The 16,808-nt window shown below is 35.5% G+C and carries 12 protein-coding genes; 9 read left to right on the top strand and 3 right to left on the bottom strand.

Going from position 1 to position 16,808, the window contains the following annotated elements; genetic code table 11:
- The first annotated feature begins 693 nt into the window (after positions 1 to 693).
- Positions 694 to 1,515, top strand: coding sequence for an ankyrin repeat domain-containing protein (locus tag WBG07_RS10940; protein ID WP_340201269.1), 822 nt, complete (start codon positions 694 to 696; stop codon positions 1,513 to 1,515).
- 173 nt (positions 1,516 to 1,688) lie between these two features.
- Here WBG07_RS10940 and WBG07_RS10935 read toward each other — a convergent pair whose 3' ends face one another.
- Complete coding sequence (locus tag WBG07_RS10935) at positions 1,689 to 2,984, bottom strand: aminopeptidase P family protein (protein WP_340201267.1); 1,296 nt, start codon at positions 2,982 to 2,984, stop codon at positions 1,689 to 1,691.
- 128 nt (positions 2,985 to 3,112) lie between these two features.
- On the opposite strand from WBG07_RS10935, the gene WBG07_RS10930 reads away from it, so the two are divergent.
- The 4 genes from WBG07_RS10930 to WBG07_RS10915 all read left to right on the top strand — a co-directional run bounded on the left by WBG07_RS10930 (position 3,113) and on the right by WBG07_RS10915 (position 9,736).
- On the top strand, positions 3,113 to 5,965 hold the full coding sequence (locus WBG07_RS10930; protein ID WP_340201265.1) for a VPS10 domain-containing protein: 2,853 nt from the start codon (positions 3,113 to 3,115) through the stop codon (positions 5,963 to 5,965).
- Positions 5,966 to 6,133: 168 nt separating this feature from the next.
- Entirely contained in the window at positions 6,134 to 6,799 is a 666-nt protein-coding gene (locus WBG07_RS10925) for a succinate dehydrogenase cytochrome b subunit (protein ID WP_340201262.1), read from the top strand.
- Between the two features lie 11 nt (positions 6,800 to 6,810).
- Positions 6,811 to 8,814, top strand: a complete 2,004-nt coding sequence (locus WBG07_RS10920) for a fumarate reductase/succinate dehydrogenase flavoprotein subunit (protein ID WP_340201260.1) — start codon at positions 6,811 to 6,813, stop codon at positions 8,812 to 8,814.
- A 172-nt stretch (positions 8,815 to 8,986) separates the two neighbouring features.
- Positions 8,987 to 9,736, top strand: a complete 750-nt coding sequence (locus WBG07_RS10915; protein ID WP_340201259.1) for a succinate dehydrogenase/fumarate reductase iron-sulfur subunit — start codon at positions 8,987 to 8,989, stop codon at positions 9,734 to 9,736.
- Here WBG07_RS10915 and WBG07_RS10910 read toward each other — a convergent pair.
- Positions 9,733 to 10,002: a hypothetical protein gene (locus tag WBG07_RS10910; protein WP_340201256.1), complete on the bottom strand. Its 270-nt coding sequence runs from the start codon at positions 10,000 to 10,002 to the stop codon at positions 9,733 to 9,735. The two genes, WBG07_RS10915 and WBG07_RS10910, sit on opposite strands and share 4 nt — an antisense overlap.
- Positions 10,003 to 10,707: 705 nt before the next feature.
- Here WBG07_RS10910 and WBG07_RS10905 point away from each other — a divergent pair.
- Both WBG07_RS10905 and WBG07_RS10900 read left to right on the top strand, forming a co-directional pair.
- Positions 10,708 to 12,654 (top strand): OmpA family protein, encoded by a 1,947-nt coding sequence (locus tag WBG07_RS10905; protein ID WP_340201253.1) that lies wholly within the window; start codon positions 10,708 to 10,710, stop codon positions 12,652 to 12,654.
- A 265-nt stretch (positions 12,655 to 12,919) separates the two neighbouring features.
- Positions 12,920 to 13,525 (top strand): OmpA family protein, encoded by a 606-nt coding sequence (locus WBG07_RS10900; protein WP_340201250.1) that lies wholly within the window; start codon positions 12,920 to 12,922, stop codon positions 13,523 to 13,525.
- Positions 13,526 to 13,663: 138 nt separating this feature from the next.
- Here WBG07_RS10900 and WBG07_RS10895 read toward each other — a convergent pair whose 3' ends face one another.
- The gene (locus WBG07_RS10895) at positions 13,664 to 14,287 is read right to left on the bottom strand and encodes a hypothetical protein (RefSeq protein WP_340201247.1); all 624 of its coding nucleotides are present in this window, start codon (positions 14,285 to 14,287) and stop codon (positions 13,664 to 13,666) included.
- A gap of 318 nt (positions 14,288 to 14,605) precedes the next feature.
- Here WBG07_RS10895 and WBG07_RS10890 point away from each other — a divergent pair, with 318 nt between their 5' ends.
- Complete coding sequence (locus WBG07_RS10890) at positions 14,606 to 14,923, top strand: DUF3784 domain-containing protein (protein ID WP_340201243.1); 318 nt, start codon at positions 14,606 to 14,608, stop codon at positions 14,921 to 14,923.
- A 234-nt stretch (positions 14,924 to 15,157) separates the two neighbouring features.
- Entirely contained in the window at positions 15,158 to 16,699 is a 1,542-nt protein-coding gene (locus WBG07_RS10885) for a BBE domain-containing protein (protein ID WP_340201239.1), read from the top strand.
- Positions 16,700 to 16,808 lie beyond the last annotated feature (109 nt).

The following is a 16,808-nucleotide window of genomic DNA, read 5'->3' as shown; positions in this document are numbered from 1 at the left end:
TGCCGGTAAGGTGTTGGTGTTTTTAAGTTGTGAAAGCCTTAAATATTATGAAGCCGCATTTTTGATAATGTGCAATTTTATTCTCACCAACTGTATCCATACGTATAAAGTCTTTTTGATATTGTTTGGCAAATGTGATTACCTAATTGGCTATAATTTTCACCAATTGACACCCTCTGTATTTGGTGTTGGTAGCTATTCTATGTAAATACACGGCTGCTTCCCTATTTCTTTTTTGCTAAAGTTTAAAATCTGAAAAAAGCAATTGCCCAACTACAAGCTACTTCCATGTTTATTGATAATTGAAACTGCCTGTTTTCTTCCAATTCCTTTTACACCATTTCCTTTGAAAATTGAGGCCAATTGTTTTTAAATGGTTGGTTTTTGGTATTCAATAGCTATTAAGTAAAAATCGAAAAGGAGTTTTAAATCACCTAAATTACTATGACGCATTTCAAAATATTTTGCTTTACATGCATCCAAGAAGGAAGGTCAAGGCTCGGGAACCTTTTCAAGTTTTATCACTTGGTTGATAGGGGGTTTAAACGCTTTTTATGTACTTATTGATAATCGAAGGGTTAATTATGATTTAATCGTTTTTACTGTGAATCAATATTAATAAGGTATTAAACGGTTTTTGAATATGACACACTCTTCCTCAAAAACCAATTATAAATTTAAAAATTTAGGTATATGAAACTAATTATTGATGCAGACTCAAGAATTGATAAGAATCTAATTAAGGCTTTAGAGCAAGGAAACGTAAGTAATGTCCAAACACTTTTAGATAGTGGGGCAAATCCTAATATGGTAGACAGAAGTAGAGGTGGTCGTACGCTACTTATGGCTATTGCTGGTGTTAGCCCACGCGATTTGAACCTCAAGGTAGTCACTTCTTTATTAGATCATGGTGGAGTCAATATACATGCCGCATCTGAGGATGGATGGACGGCTATGGATACAGCTGTCAATAATGGGAACTATCATTTGGGCAAGGTTCTTTCGGAAAGAGGAGCTAATTTTGATAGAATTGGAAGAAGTTCGGGGATGTTAGATTTTCAAGAGGCACAACAATATTTACTAAAAGTAGGTCTGCCTGTAAATATAGGCGAAGATATAATAGAGAAAGCTATTAAACATGCTTTAATTAACCAAGATATAGAAGTTGCCTCTAATATAGTAGAAGCTGGATATGATGTAGATTCTAGGTTTCATTTTAGAGACCCTTTTTTCAATGACTTTGTTGATCATATGCGTTCCAAGAAAGAACTTGAAAAGCTTCTAAAACCTCTTAACAGCTCACGAATACCTGATCTTAGCTTAAAAGTTATTGAAAATGTAGCGGTTAAACATTTTGAAATTAATCCGGTAAAATTTGTTGATCCTATGCATTCCAAGAAAGAAGCTAAAGGGTTTCTAAAGCCTCTTAACGGTCTATTAAAAGTTATTAAAGATGTAGCGGTTAAGCATTTTAAAAGTAATCCTGTAAGAAAAGCCAATCGACCCAACCGTTAATATTATTTGATACAAAATACCATTGTACGGGTTTTAATGATTTTAGAAGCATTCAGATTTATCAGATAGTATATGCGACTTACGTATCTACAAGATAAAGCGTACGTTTTTCACTTAAATGAGTACGCTATTATTAAAGTTTTAAAAATTACAAAGACGGATTTCAAAATAATTTACTTTGCATGCATCCAATCCTCAATTTCCTCTACCGTGATTGGTATGTTTTTCATCAAATTAATTGGCGCTCCATTTTCCTGAATAACCACATCATCTTCTATACGTACCCCCATATTTTCATCTGGAATATAAATACCTGGCTCTACGGTAAAGACCATATTTGCCTTCATAGGGGTTTTTAATGCCCCGTAATCATGTGTATCTAATCCAATATGGTGAGAAGTACCGTGCATAAAATATTTTTTATACGCCGGCCAGTCTACACTTTCATTTTGTACATCGGCTTTGTCCAGTAATCCTAACCCTAACAATTCAGATGTCATGAGTTTTCCAACTTCTTTATGATACGCTTCCCAGAGCGTTCCAGGTATCAACATTTTAGTGGCTTCATCTTTTACTCTTAAAACTGCATTGTAGACTGCTTTTTGCCGATCTGTAAAACGCCCGTTAACCGGAATAGTACGAGTCATATCGCTAGAATAATTGGCATACTCTGCACCTACATCCATTAGCAACATATCACCTTCTTTACACTGGTTATTATTTTGTATATAATGTAAAACATTTGCATTGTAACCAGAAGCTACAATAGGTGTATAGGCAAATCCTTTAGAGCGATTTCTAATAAACTCATGCAGGTACTCCGCTTCAATTTCATATTCCCATACCCCCGGTTTTACAAATTGTAAAACTCTCTTGAACCCTTTCTCCGTAATATCACAGGCCGTTTGCATTATATGAATTTCTTCTGGTTCTTTTACCCCGCGAATATCCTGCAAAATAGGATTGCTTCGTTCCCATTTATGGGCTGGAAACTTGGCCTTAGTTGCTTTTATAAATCGGTCTTCTCTGGTTTCCGTTTTAACAGTCTGCCGGTAATGCTCATTTGTATTGAAATAAATGAATTCTGTTTCTGTCATTAAGTCATAAAAAACCTTCTCAAAATCAGTAAGCCAATATACCTTTTTAATACCACTGGTAGCAAAGGCTCTATCCTTGGATAGTTTTTCACCTTCCCATATGGCAATATGCTCATTGGTCTCCTTTAAGAACAAGATTTCCCTGTGTTTGGGATTCAAAGCATCCGGAAACAACACCAAAATAGATTCTTCCTGATCTACCCCACTTAGGTAAAAAATGTCTCTTGCCTGCTCAAAAGGCAAAGTACTATCTGCGCCAATAGGGTATATATCATTTGAATTAAAAACTGCAAGGCTCTTAGACTTCATCTGAGCCGCAAATTTTGAACGATTTTTTACAAAAAGATTTCGGTCTATCGGGTGGTACTTCATGATTTAAATTCAGTTAGTTTATATCTTCAAAAATAACAACTTAGATGTCAATTCTTGTTAAACTCTTTTTAAAAGTTTTGACAGCAATATTACATTCTCTAATTTCATCAACACTAAAAAACCATCTAATGCGAAAATATATACTCTTGGGCTTTGCCATGTGTTTATTTATGACCACATCTGCACAACAGCCCGCTTCTTCTCAAGAAGCAATTAAAAGTTCTATTGAAAAAACCAAACAACTACGTGCCAATTCAATAGTGAAAAATATTCCTTTTGATAATATTGGCCCTACAGTAATGAGTGGTCGTGTAGTAGATTTGGATGTAAATCCAGATAACCCTACTGAATTTTATGTTGCCTATGCTTCGGGCGGTCTATGGCACACCAAAAATAATGGCACTAGTTTTACACCTATCTTAGATTCAGCACCCACGCAAAATATTGGAGATATTGCTGTTGACTGGTCTACAAGAACCATCTGGGTAGGTGGGGGAGAAAACAATGCTTCCCGCTCTTCTTATGCAGGTATTGGTATCCTGAAATCAACAAATAATGGTAAAACATGGGATTATGTAGGACTCCCAGATTCACATCATACTGGTAGAATACTCCTCAATCCTTCTAATTCTGATGAAGTAGTGATTGGTATTACTGGACATTTATACTCTCCTAATAAACAAAGAGGTATCTACAAAACCTCAGATGGAGGTAAGACATGGAAACAAACTCTTTTTATAAATGAAAATACAGGTATTATAGATTTAGCTTTTGCACCTGATAATTTCAATATTCAGTATGCCGCTGCTTGGCAAAAAGATAGAAAAGCTTGGAATTTTACTGGAAACGGTGAGCACTCGGGAATTTATAAAAGTACTGATGGCGGTAGCAGCTGGCAACTAATTTCTACCAAAGACAGTGGCTTCCCTACAGGAAATGGGCTTGGACGTATTGGGCTAGCAGTTTATGATGAAAATACCGTCTACGCCGTGCATGATAGTCAGTATTTAAGAAAAAAATCAGAAGAGAAAAAAGAATCTGAAACGCTCTCTAAAGAAGACTTTAAATCAATGACCCTAGATGCTTTCTTGAAGCTTGACGATAAAAAATTAAACACCTATTTAAAACTTAATGGGTTTCAAGAAAAATACCGTGCAGATAATGTTAAGCAAATGGTGCGGAGTGGTACTGTACAACCAGCAGATTTGGCAAAATATTTAGAAAATGCCAATGCCATGCTTTTTGATACTCCTGTTGTAGGTGCTGAAATATATAGAAGTGATGATGGCGGAAAAAACTGGAAAAAAACACATGAAGGATACATAGATGATCTTTTTTACAGCTATGGCTACTACTTTGCACAAATTGAAGTAGATCTTACCAATAAAGAGCATATTTATACTGCAGGAGTTCCCATCATAAAATCAAAAGACGGTGGTAAGACCTTTACCTCTATCAATCGGGAAAATGTGCATGCAGATCATCATGCGATCTGGTTAAATCCAAAAATGCCCGGCCATATTATTAATGGAAATGATGGAGGCGTTAACATTAGTTATGATGATGGAGAAACATGGATAAAAAACAACTCTCCGTCTGTAGGACAATTTTATGCTATTAACGTAGACCATCAAGAACCGTATCATGTTTATGGGGGATTACAAGACAATGGGGTTTGGATGGGACCACATGACGCTGAGCAAAATAGTAGATGGCATCAAACCGGTCAATACCCATGGAAGAGTATTATGGGGGGAGACGGAATGCAAATTCAAATAGATTCCAGAGATCCTAATATAGTTTACACTGGTTTTCAGTTTGGTAATTATTACAGAATAAACTTAGCAGAAGATACTTCAGAATATATTCAGCCAAAACATGAATTAGGTGAAAGCCCGTACCGATTTAATTGGCAAACTCCTATACTACTCTCACCACACAATCAGGATATTTTATACTTAGGTGGAAATAAATTACATAGATCTATGAATCAGGGAGAAGATTGGGTACCAATTTCTAAGGATCTTACAAGTGGTGGTAAGAAGGGAAATGTAGCCTATGGTACACTCACCACTATTGATGAATCTCCTTTTCAATTTGGTTTACTTTACACCGGAAGCGACGATGGTCTTGTACACATGTCCAAAGATGGGGGTGCTAACTGGAAGTTAATCTCCAGCACATTTCCTAAAGATTTATGGGTGAGTCGTGTTGTTGCTTCAAAACATAAAAAAGACCGAGTCTATGTAACTTTAAATGGGTATCGTTGGGATGATTTTAATGCCTACGTATATATGAGCAATGATAATGGGGTTACTTGGAAATCAATTTCTAATAACTTACCTAATGTTCCGGTGAATGTAATTATTGAAGATTCTGAAAATGAAAACCTTTTATTTATCGGTACAGATAATGGGGTCTATGTTTCGTTTGATACTGGAAGCAATTGGCAAGCGTTTCATAAGGGCATTCCATATGTCGCGGTGCATGATCTGAAAATACAAGCTAAAGCAAAAGATTTACTGGTAGGAACCCATGGTAGAAGTATCTACAAAACCAATATTGAACCTTTACAGCTTTTCACAGACCAAATTAAAGACAAGGTATTGCATATTTTTAATATTCCATCCATTAGAAAAACAGGAAGGTGGGGTAGCACTTGGAGTAAATGGTTAAAAGCATATAAGCCTTCTATAAACTTCCAAATGTATAGCTCTACAGCTGGAGAATACAAAGTAGAAATTATGTCTAGTAAAGGAATTTTAATGCATACTTTTGATTTCACAGCAGATGCTGGATTTAATTACGTCCCATATGACATTACCGTAAGCGAAAAAGGACGAAAAAGTTTTCTGAAAAAACATAAGAATGAAGAATTATCCAAAGCAGCTAACGGAGATTACTTTTTACCTAAAGGAAGTTATAAAGTAGTTATTTCTGGTAATGGAACTCAGAAAACCGCTAAATTTGACGTTAACTAACCGTAAACTGTTTAATCAAGCCCTTGAAAACAAGTTGGATTTACAATGAAAGTTAAACAAGGCTTAAACTTATTCTAAATTAACTGGAAATAAGGGGAAAACCCTTCTTAAAGTTTGTTAATGAGTAGGCTGTACTGTAATTTTGTGCCACTTTAAATTAAATACCCAATGAGCAAAATCATTAGTTCCTCCATAGCTAGAAAAGTTTCTATGGCTCTTTCAGCACTTTTTCTGCTGGTTTTTCTTTTACAACATTTTACTATTAATATTACTTCAGTATTCAGTCCAGACACCTTTAATGAGTGGTCTCATTTTATGGGAAACAATCCATTTGTCCAATTTCTGGCGCAGCCAATTTTGATTTTTGGCGTCGTGTTTCACTTTGTTATGGGCTTTATTCTTGAAGCCAAAAACAGGGCAGCCAGAGGACCTGTAGGTTATGCTAAGTACGCTGGAGGAGAAAATGCTTCCTGGATGTCACGTAATATGCTTATAAGTGGCTTGGTGATTTTAGCCTTTTTAATTCTTCACTTTATTGATTTTTGGTTTCCAGAAATGAATTACAAATATATAGAGGTGCTGCCAGAAGACCCTACTCGCTATTATCATGAAACGGTAGAAAAATTTCATAGCCCGCTTCGTGTAGGAGCTTATGTAATTGCCTTTATATTGCTCGCATTACACCTACTTCATGGCTTCCAATCTGCTTTCCAGTCTATGGGTTTTAATAATAAGTACACACCCCTCCTAAAAAAATTGGGGAAAGCGTATGCAATTCTTATTCCGTTAGGATTCATTTTTATTGCAGTGTTTCATCATTTTAACGGACATTAAAAAAATTGACTATGGCAACATTAGATTCTAAAATACCACAAGGCTCCATAGGAGATAAGTGGACAAAGCATAAAAATGATATTAATCTGGTAAATCCAGCTAATAAGCGTAACATTGATGTAATTGTAGTAGGGACTGGTCTTGCAGGAGGTGCTGCTGCTGCTACACTTGCAGAATTAGGTTACAACGTTAAAACATTTTGTTATCAAGATTCACCGCGCCGTGCACACTCTATTGCAGCTCAGGGAGGTATTAATGCCGCAAAGAACTATCAAGGAGATGGTGATTCTACCTACCGCTTGTTTTACGACACCGTAAAAGGGGGTGATTATCGATCGCGCGAAGCCAATGTCTATAGATTGGCAGAAGTTTCTACTAATATTATTGATCAGTGCGTGGCACAGGGAGTTCCTTTTGCCCGTGAATACGGTGGCCTTCTAGACAACCGTTCTTTTGGTGGTGTATTGGTATCAAGAACATTCTATGCAAAAGGACAAACCGGACAGCAGCTTTTATTAGGTGCTTATGCCGCTATGAACCGTCAAATTAATCGTGGAAAAATCAAGCCTTACAATAGGCATGAAATGCTAGATTTAGTAATTGTAGATGGCAAGGCAAGAGGTATTATTGCTCGTAATTTAGTTACTGGAGAGATTCAGAGACATTCTGCACATGCAGTTGTAATTGCTTCTGGTGGCTATGGCAATGTATTTTTTCTTTCTACAAATGCGATGGGTAGTAATGTTACCGCAGGTTGGAAAGTACACAAAAGAGGGGCATACTTTGCAAATCCTTGTTTTACACAAATTCACCCAACTTGTATTCCGGTTTCCGGGGATCACCAGTCTAAGCTTACGCTGATGTCTGAATCACTTCGTAATGATGGACGAATCTGGGTTCCAGCAAAAATTGAAGATGCAAAAGCAATTCGTGAAGGTAGCTTAAAACCTACCGCTATTCCAGAGAAAGATAGAGATTACTATTTAGAAAGACGTTATCCGTCGTTTGGTAACCTAGTGCCACGAGATGTAGCCTCCAGAGCTGCTAAAGAAAGATGCGATGCAGGTTATGGGGTTAACAAAACTGGAGAAGCAGTATATCTGGATTTTGCAGCAGCTATAGAACGTTATGGAAAAGAGCAAGCTGCTATTCATGGTAATCACAACCCTTCCAAGGAGGAAGTCATAAAACTAGGTGAAGAGGTAATTTCCAATAAATATGGAAACCTTTTTCAGATGTATGAGAAAATCGTAGATGAGAATCCATACAAAACTCCTATGATGATTTATCCAGCAGTTCACTACACCATGGGAGGTGTTTGGGTTGATTATAATTTAATGACTACCATACCTGGTTGTTATGCTGCCGGGGAAGCAAACTTTTCAGATCATGGTGCGAATCGTTTGGGTGCTTCAGCATTGATGCAAGGACTGGCAGATGGTTATTTTGTACTTCCTTATACTATTGGTGACTACTTATCAGATGACATCAGAACTGGGCCAATTTCAACAGATTCTCCTGAATTTGAAGAAGCAGAGCAAAATGTAAAAGCTCAATTAGAAAGATTCGTTAATAATAATGGAACCAAAACCGTAGATTCTTACCATAGAATATTAGGTAAAATCATGTGGAATAAATGCGGCATGAGCCGTAATGAAAAAGATTTAAAATCAGCCATCAAAGAAATCAAAGAGTTAAGAGAAGATTTTTATGCCAATGTAAAAGTTCCAGGAACTGCCTATACCAAGAATCAAGAATTGGAAAAGGCCATGCGGGTAGCTGACTTCTTAGAATTAGGAGAATTGTTTGCAAAAGATGCCTTGACCAGAAATGAATCTTGTGGAGGACATTTTAGAGAAGAATACCAAACTCCGGAAGGAGAAGCTCTTAGAGACGATGAGAATTTTAGGTTTGTATCAGCATGGGAATACAAAGGAGAGCCTTCAAAAGCTGTTTTACACAAAGAAGAGCTTACTTATGAAAATATTGAACTTAAAACACGTAGTTATAAGTAATGAAAGTTGGACATGGCCTATAGGTTTTCCAATGTCATTGTTTATAAAGTAAAAAAAGTGTGTAGAAAAAGAAAAATATAATCAGTTAATTAGGTTCATTTGAAAATATAATTGATGAATTGTATATAAAACTCAAAAGAACCTGATAACAAATAATAAATAACTTTGAGATATGAATCTTAAACTAAAAATATGGCGCCAGCAAGATGCTAAATCATCGGGTAAAATAGTAGACTATGATATCGCTGAGGTATCTCCAGATATGTCTTTCCTAGAGATGCTTGATGTTCTTAATGAGGGTCTTGTTGAAAAAGGAGAAGAACCTGTAGAATTTGATCATGATTGCCGTGAAGGTATCTGCGGTTCCTGCTCTTTGCAGATCAACGGAGAACCCCATGGCCCTGATCGCGGTATCACTACCTGCCAGTTGCATATGAGAAGGTTTAAAGATGGAGATACTATTTATATTGAGCCTTTTAGAGCCAAAGCTTTTCCGGTTATTAAAGATCTTATTGTAGATCGTGGCGCTTTTGACCGAATTCAACAAGCAGGTGGATATGTCTCCGTTAATACCTCTGGAAACACTGTTGATGCCAATGCAATTCCTATTGAAAAACACGATGCAGACCGTGCCTTTGATGCTGCTACATGTATAGGTTGCGGTGCCTGTGTAGCTGCTTGTAAAAATGCAAGTGCAATGCTATTTACTTCGGCTAAGGTTTCACAATTTGCTTTGTTGCCACAAGGTCAAGTTGAAGCTACAGACCGTGTTATCAATATGGTTCGACAAATGGATTTGGAAGGTTTTGGTAACTGCACGAATACAGGCGCATGTGAAGTAGAATGCCCAAAAGGTATTTCTTTAGAAAATATTGCTCGCATGAACAGGGAATATTTAAAAGCAACTGTAACAGCAGACTAATTGCTTAACTGTATAATAATTACATGTAACATCCCATTGAGAAATGGGATGTTTTTTTTTGAAGTGTCTAAATTATCCATTCTAAATGTAAGTTCCTCAGCAATTTGTTCCACAAAAGGCATTCCTTTATACTTTTTATTGTAAAAATCTCGCTGAAATAAAATTTCATAAGGAGTAGTTTGAACCCAATCTAAAACAGATTTCGGGGTTATTAAACCATGAGGAATCTGAGCCATTTGATAACGCATACATAACAGACAAAACATTCCCATTCTTTTGACACAATAGCTCATTAAAAACCTAATTGATTAATTACAAGTATAGTAGTTTTTTTATCTCCAAGCGAATCATCTAAAAATCTAATAGCCTAAAATTCTTAAATGCAGATCTCTTCCCTTTTAAAATACATGAGTTTCATATATGTTGGGGATTTTAAGCTGTTCATTTGTTATTAAATTAATGCCATAGTTAAAAGATTATTCTAATTTCAAAGCAATTTTACTTTTATATAAAAAGATAATTACCTGATGTTTAAAAGGTTGTAACCCTCCTATTCTATACAAAAAGCATCTATTCACCACAGAAACCTAACAGATCACAACATTAATCGCTACTTCTCTTTATTCTCTTATATATTTGATTTATAAATAGATACCTCTGTATCCTATTTAAGACCTAATAAAGCATCTCCTATTGATGCTTAGAAATTGAACTTATGGGCCCTCAACAATCTACACTATGGTGTTATAACCTTAGTGCTTATTACTTATATGCCTGCCAATTATTGTTGGCTTCTCTTTATCAGTACGTGCTTACTTTTCAACTTCTTGTGTGGAAGCATCATCAAAGAGGTATCACCAACAAATTCTTTTTTTACAAACATTCATATCCAATAGGCTTGTTGCCTTCATATCAACTAATTTATAATAGATAACCTAAATACATAGTATAACCATTAAATCTTGACTCTCATGAAACTCCGTCTTGTCCTAATTCTTACCCTGTTCTTTGCTCTTTCTCATGCACAGACTTATAACAATAAAAATAGTCTTGCCTTACAGCAGGAAAATTATGCGTTTACCAGTCTCGAAAAACCTCTTACTTCATCGGGTATTAACAGTGCTCCTTTCTTAAAAGCACTTAACAAAAGACCTAATGTAAGCTTATTACAAAAAGCAAACACTTATTTTAAAAACTTGTCTTATACACAAGCGGCTGTTCTCTATGAAAAGATTTTGGCTGATCAAGCACCAATCTACAGCTTTGAAATTTTGAAAAAAGCGGCCAATGCACATTATCTCAATACCGAAATGTATATGGCTAATATTTGGTATGAAGAGCTTTATAACAAACACCGAAAACAAATGACACCTGCTATGCTCTTTCAATATGCTAATACGCTAAAAGGTATAGGCAAGCAGGGGAAAGCTAAAAGAATACTACGTAGGTATAAAAAAGAAATAGGTAATATCCCCGCCAAAACTAGTGCTGGTAATTTACCTTTGCCTGTAATTAATCATTCTAAATTAATCCTTACTAGCCTTTCAATAAATAGCACATCTTCAGAATTTTCACCTGTATTTTTAGGCAATGACAAACTAGTCTATGCAGCTACTAATGATGATTCTTATATGGATTTATATATCGCGAACATTAACAGTCAAACTTTGGATCTTGAAAAAACAATGCCCTTTCCTGAGACTATTAATTCCAAATATCACGAAGCAGGTGTTGCCTTTACTCCAGATCTTAAAACCATGTTTTTTACACGTACTAACTTTGATAAAAAACTTAAAAAAGATAAAAATGGAGTAAGTCATTTAAAAATTTACATGTCTACTTTTAAAAAAGGAAGCTGGACTAGGCCTAAAGAAGTTTCTTTTAATAGCGATCTTTATTCTACCGCGCATCCCGCTGTGAGTCCCGATGGTAAAAAACTATATTTTATTTCCGATATGCCTGGAACACTTGGTGATACAGATATTTTTGTAGTAGATATTTTACCCTACGAGAGTTTCTCAATCCCTCGTAACTTAGGACCTGAAATCAACACTTCTCAAAAAGAATTGTTTCCTTTTGTGACGGATACAGAACTATACTTTTCATCTGAAGGTCACTTGGGATTAGGAAATTTGGATATCTTTCAGGCAACTTTATTAAAGGAAGGCGGATTCAACAAAGTTCAAAATCTGGGAACGCCCTATAATAGTGAAAATGACGATTTCTCATTTGTAATTAATTCTATAAGCAATAAAGGGTATTTTGCTTCCAACCGTGCTGGAGGAAAAGGAGAAGATGATATCTATGCCTTTCAAACACCAACCCAGAGTCTAGAACTTGCCACCACTAAAAGCAAGCATCTTTCTAAAGAGCCAGCTTCTCCTATCTTATTTAAAACAATAGTTGAAGCATCTAAGATGCTAGTAGATTCAAATGAGCTTTCTGTACAAGCAAAAGAAGAAGTAATTGTAAAACAAGACATGAATGCTAGTATTACCAAATCTAAAACGGAAGATGTTGTTAAATCAGAAAGCTATTTTATTGTTGAAAATGGAATCACAAAACTAAAAAATAACGGTATTCACTTTGGATTTGGCGAGTCTAGCATCAATAAGGATGCAGCTCTTGAACTTGATAAAATTGTTTTAGTCCTAAAACAGCATGAAAACCTAATTATCAAAATTGAAGCACATACAGATGCTCGCGGCAGTAAAGTGTACAACAAAATATTATCAGAAAGTCGTGCTCAGGCATCTAAGGCATATCTTGTAGCCAATGGTATTGATACAGATCGTATTGTTAGTGCGATTGGATATGGAGAAGAACAACTACTGAATGAATGTAATGACACAGTAGTATGTGCCAAAGAAGTGCACGAACGCAATAGAAGATCAGAATTCATAATTATCAATCCTTAAAGATATCTGGTTATTACTTATTAATTTTTGAAAAAGCAGGGTCTATTTGCCCTGCTTTTTACATATTTATAAACTTAAAATGATCTAGAATACCATTTTATAATACAAATAACCTCACCTGAATTACGTTTAAATGGCAGTTCACAACAGATTGACATGTACTCACAACATATTTTAAAAGCCTGTTAAAAAGCCTCTTATATTTGAAATTATAAATTAAGAACCCAATCTTATTACCTATTACGAGCTTTAAATTTATAATGCTATGGCAATACCATTACACATTAAGACAATATTTATATATATAGCCCTCACATGTGTTTCTATCAATTCTTTTTTTACGGATATAAACGCAAAAGAAGAGAGTCGTTTCTCTGCTTCGACCCCAAACAGTGCCTTTTTTGCCCCAAACTTAACAGGTAACACCTACAAATTAACTTATGGTAGCAGAGAAACGATTCATAATGCAAATGAAAATTATTCTGATCTTATAGTGGTAGAAAACGGAATTACCAAGATTAAAACCGATGAAATCTTCTTTGATTATGACAAGTCCTTCATTAGACCAGATGCAAGTGTAGAATTGAATAAACTAGTAGCTGTTTTGAATGCTAACAAAAGTATGATTATTCGTATTGAAGCGCATACAGATTCACGTGGAAGCGAAGCTTACAATCTTAAATTATCAAACCGAAGAGCTAACTCTTCTAAAGATTATTTAATACAAAAAGGTATTCATCCAGACCGTATTATAAGTGCCAAAGGTTTTGGTGAACAACAACTTGTCAACGAATGTGGTGATGGAATTGAATGTAGTGAAAGCGCTCATCAATTCAACAGAAGATCTGAATTTATTATTGTTAATCCATAGTCTTTACTATAACTCCAACCTATTTTTTTCATTTTTTTATTTATTTGTAATTAGTGTTAATTGATCCAAACAGAGCTTCCCCAAAAGCTCTGTTTTGTCTTTAACTAATCCATCCATGGGTTTATCAACCTCTTTTATTCAAGGAAAACTTCGTGATCTAGCAGGTTTAGGCCTTTGGGGTGGGAGTATTGAAGGTTCAGGCCGATTTACCGGGAACTGCTGGGAACTGTTACTAATGGATTCCGGTAAGACCGCAAGATTGTTTAATTCTTGAAGGTTACCCATTTCCATACCACCCAAAGTATCTAATTCTGGGGCGGAGTGCATACTTAGCGATGCTGTTTCATCATCCTGTCTTTGTGGTATCTCCTGTGAACGGTTAATTGCATCTTTTACAGACTCTGCTATAAGCGCTAATAGTGGTACCAAAGCAACGCTCCACAAAGCAGAATTAATGTTAGCAGTGGTGCGGTCATTTTGATGCTTTTGGTTGTTAAAGATATTAATAGCTCCAACAGCAGCCACAAGCACAGTAGTTGGGGCAATAATATATCGTCTTAATATTCGTCTCTGTTCAGGGTTAAGCCTTTCATACTCGCGTTCCATCATACGGACTAGGTTTTCCATATGCATCATTGGTAGATTTCCCATTTCGCCCATAACTAGACCTGGTAGTACATTGTTTCTTAAAACTCTTCTCTGGTAAGCTACATTCCTTTGCCTAGCAGGGTCTTGTGTTGTATTTCTCAGTTCGTTGTCCATATATGTGGTTTGTTAGAAGTATGAATAAAAATGCAATTCCCCCATAGAAAAATCTCACAAAAAATTTCTAATAGAATCTTATCCAAACTCATTCTTTAAAACCATACTAAAAGCATTCATGATCTTTTTCTATTATTCCATAATCTCGTATAGATTTCGCGGCTGCTAGATACTATTTCAATTATTTTCATATTGGTTATTCATACAAACCGTTTCAGTGCCTTGCTATTAATATAAGACCAATACAAACACTACTTTTTAGTGAGCTACTTTTAAAAAATTCATATCTTTAAGAAAAATATTTAGTAAAAAAACTAAATGATGATTTTTGTAGCCGTTGTTTTTGTCATTCTAGGCATACTCATCAAGTATGGGAAGTTATATTTTCTAATTGCTGGGTATAATACAATGCCTCAGAAGGAAAAAGAAAACTATGATATAGAAGGGATTGCCACCGTTTTTAGAAATTCCATGTTTGGCATGGCGTTTATTCTGATTATTGGATATTTTGTGGCAGAATATTTAAAAAATCAAATGATAGAATTCTATGCCTTATTTTTAGCAATCTTAATAGGGTTTCCATACTTATTGATCAAATCAAATTCCAATAAATATAAAATCAAAAAGAAGAAATAGATTAAAATTCTGTTTCCATCACTATCTATTGTAATAAATCGTTTAGTGTTTTTTTGGTCTATTTATAAGTAATGCAAGATTCTAAAACACTATTCATTTGCTAGGTTCTTAATAAGAATTAACTTATTTAAACTACATTTTTTATAAATTAATACGCACAAATACAGAAGGTTAAATCAAGACGATTAGGTATATTTGAATTACATAATTCAAATATACCTAATCAAAAAACCAATGGACACTAACAACTACGTAAAGATAGCTGTAGAAGACGCCACACCTCAATTCCCAAGTTTTTTACAAGGTTTTAATCGCCGATGGTTTGCTGGTAATTGTGAAGCCATCTACTTGTGCTATAATGCACAAGGCACGGCACAAGCGTTAGAAGATGCGATTATTAATTATGGAGATAAAGTGAAGATAAAAGGAGGAGGACATTGCTATGAAAATTTTGTATTTAGCAATGATACTAAAGCAATAATAGATGTAGGTCCTATGAATGATGTGGGCTATGAGGCAGACAAAGGTTATTACCTTGGTTCTGGTGGTACCAATTGGAGTGCATTTAAAACCTTATTCAGAGATTATGGTAAAGTACTTCCTGCCGGATCTTGCTATTCTGTTGGGCTTGGCGGACATATTTGCGGAGGTGGATATGGGTTGCTTTCCCGTCTAAATGGCTTGACTACGGATTGGCTTACTGGATTAGAGATTGTAGTAAAACCATCTGCCCGTAAGCCAGCTAAAACGGTATATGTTACCGCAGATTCAGATAATGATGCTGGCAACTTATTTTGGGCAAGTACCGGAGGTGGTGGTGGAAACTTTGGAGTGATTACACGCTACTATTTTAAAGAATTGCCAACAGTACCCCAAACCGCCCTTTTAACTACTATTGCCTTTAAATGGGATGCTCTAAATCTCCCTGCTTTTAAGAAGCTACTAGATTGGTATGCTAATTTCTCTGCTACTACACCACGCAATCAATTTGGGTTGTTCAAATTGCTGCATGTGGCCAATCAGGAAATTCAATTAATTATTCAAACTACCATTACCAAAGACCTCAAAAGAGAAGCTGCCTATAATTTAATCCAGCAACAACTTCAGGAACTTTCAGCTATAGCATCACATCATACTCCTCAGGCTCCTATTTTTGGACATGGTAATATTCAAGTACACCCTTCGTCTTCACATACTACAGAATACACCTATTATGAAATATCCCAAACCCTAAATGGATCTGGTGCCAACCAACGTGGAAAATACAAATCTGCCTATATGAGAAAAGCATTTCCACCTGCACACATAAAAGCTATTTATGAATATTTACATATAGTTCCAAATGGACTTACGCTGGTTGATATGCAACAAAGTTTACTCCAAGTAGACACCTATGGTGGACGAATCAATACCATAAACCCTAGTACTACTGCTATTGCACAACGCAGTTCTATTATGAAGCTACAATATCAAACCTATTGGACAGATGAAAGTAAAGATGCCTTTCATTTACAATGGATTCGAGATTTTTATAGTACTGTTTATGCAGCTACAGGAGGCACACCCAGTCCGGCTCTTGACCCAAATAACAATGTTGATGGATGTTATTATAATTACTGCGATTCTGATTTAAATGATATCGTAGGTAAAGAAGGAGCGCTTAGACTGTATTTTCTAGACAATTTACCCAGATTAGTAGGCACTAAACAACAATGGGATCCTAACAACTATTTTAACCACGCACAGTCTTTTCCTGTTTCTTTGGATGAAACATAATTATGAGCATCATGAGTTCCATATAAGATTTAAATTCATCAAAAAGTGACCAATTGCGTATTTCATTTAGCAATACACTGAAACTTCATTACGCATAACAAAATACGTA

Origin of the sequence: Ascidiimonas meishanensis (assembly GCF_037782385.1) — a bacterium.
Classification (GTDB): Bacteria; Bacteroidota; Bacteroidia; order Flavobacteriales; family Flavobacteriaceae; genus Ascidiimonas; species Ascidiimonas meishanensis.
Note: the sequence above shows the minus strand (reverse complement) of the source record. Positions and strands in the feature narration are given on the sequence as shown.

Excerpts from the sequence above, each read along its gene's own strand:
- WBG07_RS10940 (WP_340201269.1), top strand. The coding sequence starts at position 694 with ATGAAACTAATTATTGATGCAGACTCAAGAATTGATAAGAATCTAATT.
- WBG07_RS10935 (WP_340201267.1), bottom strand. The coding sequence starts at position 2,984 with ATGAAGTACCACCCGATAGACCGAAATCTTTTTGTAAAAAATCGTTCA.
- WBG07_RS10930 (WP_340201265.1), top strand. The coding sequence starts at position 3,113 with ATGCGAAAATATATACTCTTGGGCTTTGCCATGTGTTTATTTATGACC.
- WBG07_RS10925 (WP_340201262.1), top strand. The coding sequence starts at position 6,134 with ATGAGCAAAATCATTAGTTCCTCCATAGCTAGAAAAGTTTCTATGGCT.
- WBG07_RS10920 (WP_340201260.1), top strand. The coding sequence starts at position 6,811 with ATGGCAACATTAGATTCTAAAATACCACAAGGCTCCATAGGAGATAAG.
- WBG07_RS10915 (WP_340201259.1), top strand. The coding sequence starts at position 8,987 with ATGAATCTTAAACTAAAAATATGGCGCCAGCAAGATGCTAAATCATCG.
- WBG07_RS10910 (WP_340201256.1), bottom strand. The coding sequence starts at position 10,002 with ATGTTTTGTCTGTTATGTATGCGTTATCAAATGGCTCAGATTCCTCAT.
- WBG07_RS10905 (WP_340201253.1), top strand. The coding sequence starts at position 10,708 with ATGAAACTCCGTCTTGTCCTAATTCTTACCCTGTTCTTTGCTCTTTCT.
- WBG07_RS10900 (WP_340201250.1), top strand. The coding sequence starts at position 12,920 with ATGGCAATACCATTACACATTAAGACAATATTTATATATATAGCCCTC.
- WBG07_RS10895 (WP_340201247.1), bottom strand. The coding sequence starts at position 14,287 with ATGGACAACGAACTGAGAAATACAACACAAGACCCTGCTAGGCAAAGG.
- WBG07_RS10890 (WP_340201243.1), top strand. The coding sequence starts at position 14,606 with ATGATGATTTTTGTAGCCGTTGTTTTTGTCATTCTAGGCATACTCATC.
- WBG07_RS10885 (WP_340201239.1), top strand. The coding sequence starts at position 15,158 with ATGGACACTAACAACTACGTAAAGATAGCTGTAGAAGACGCCACACCT.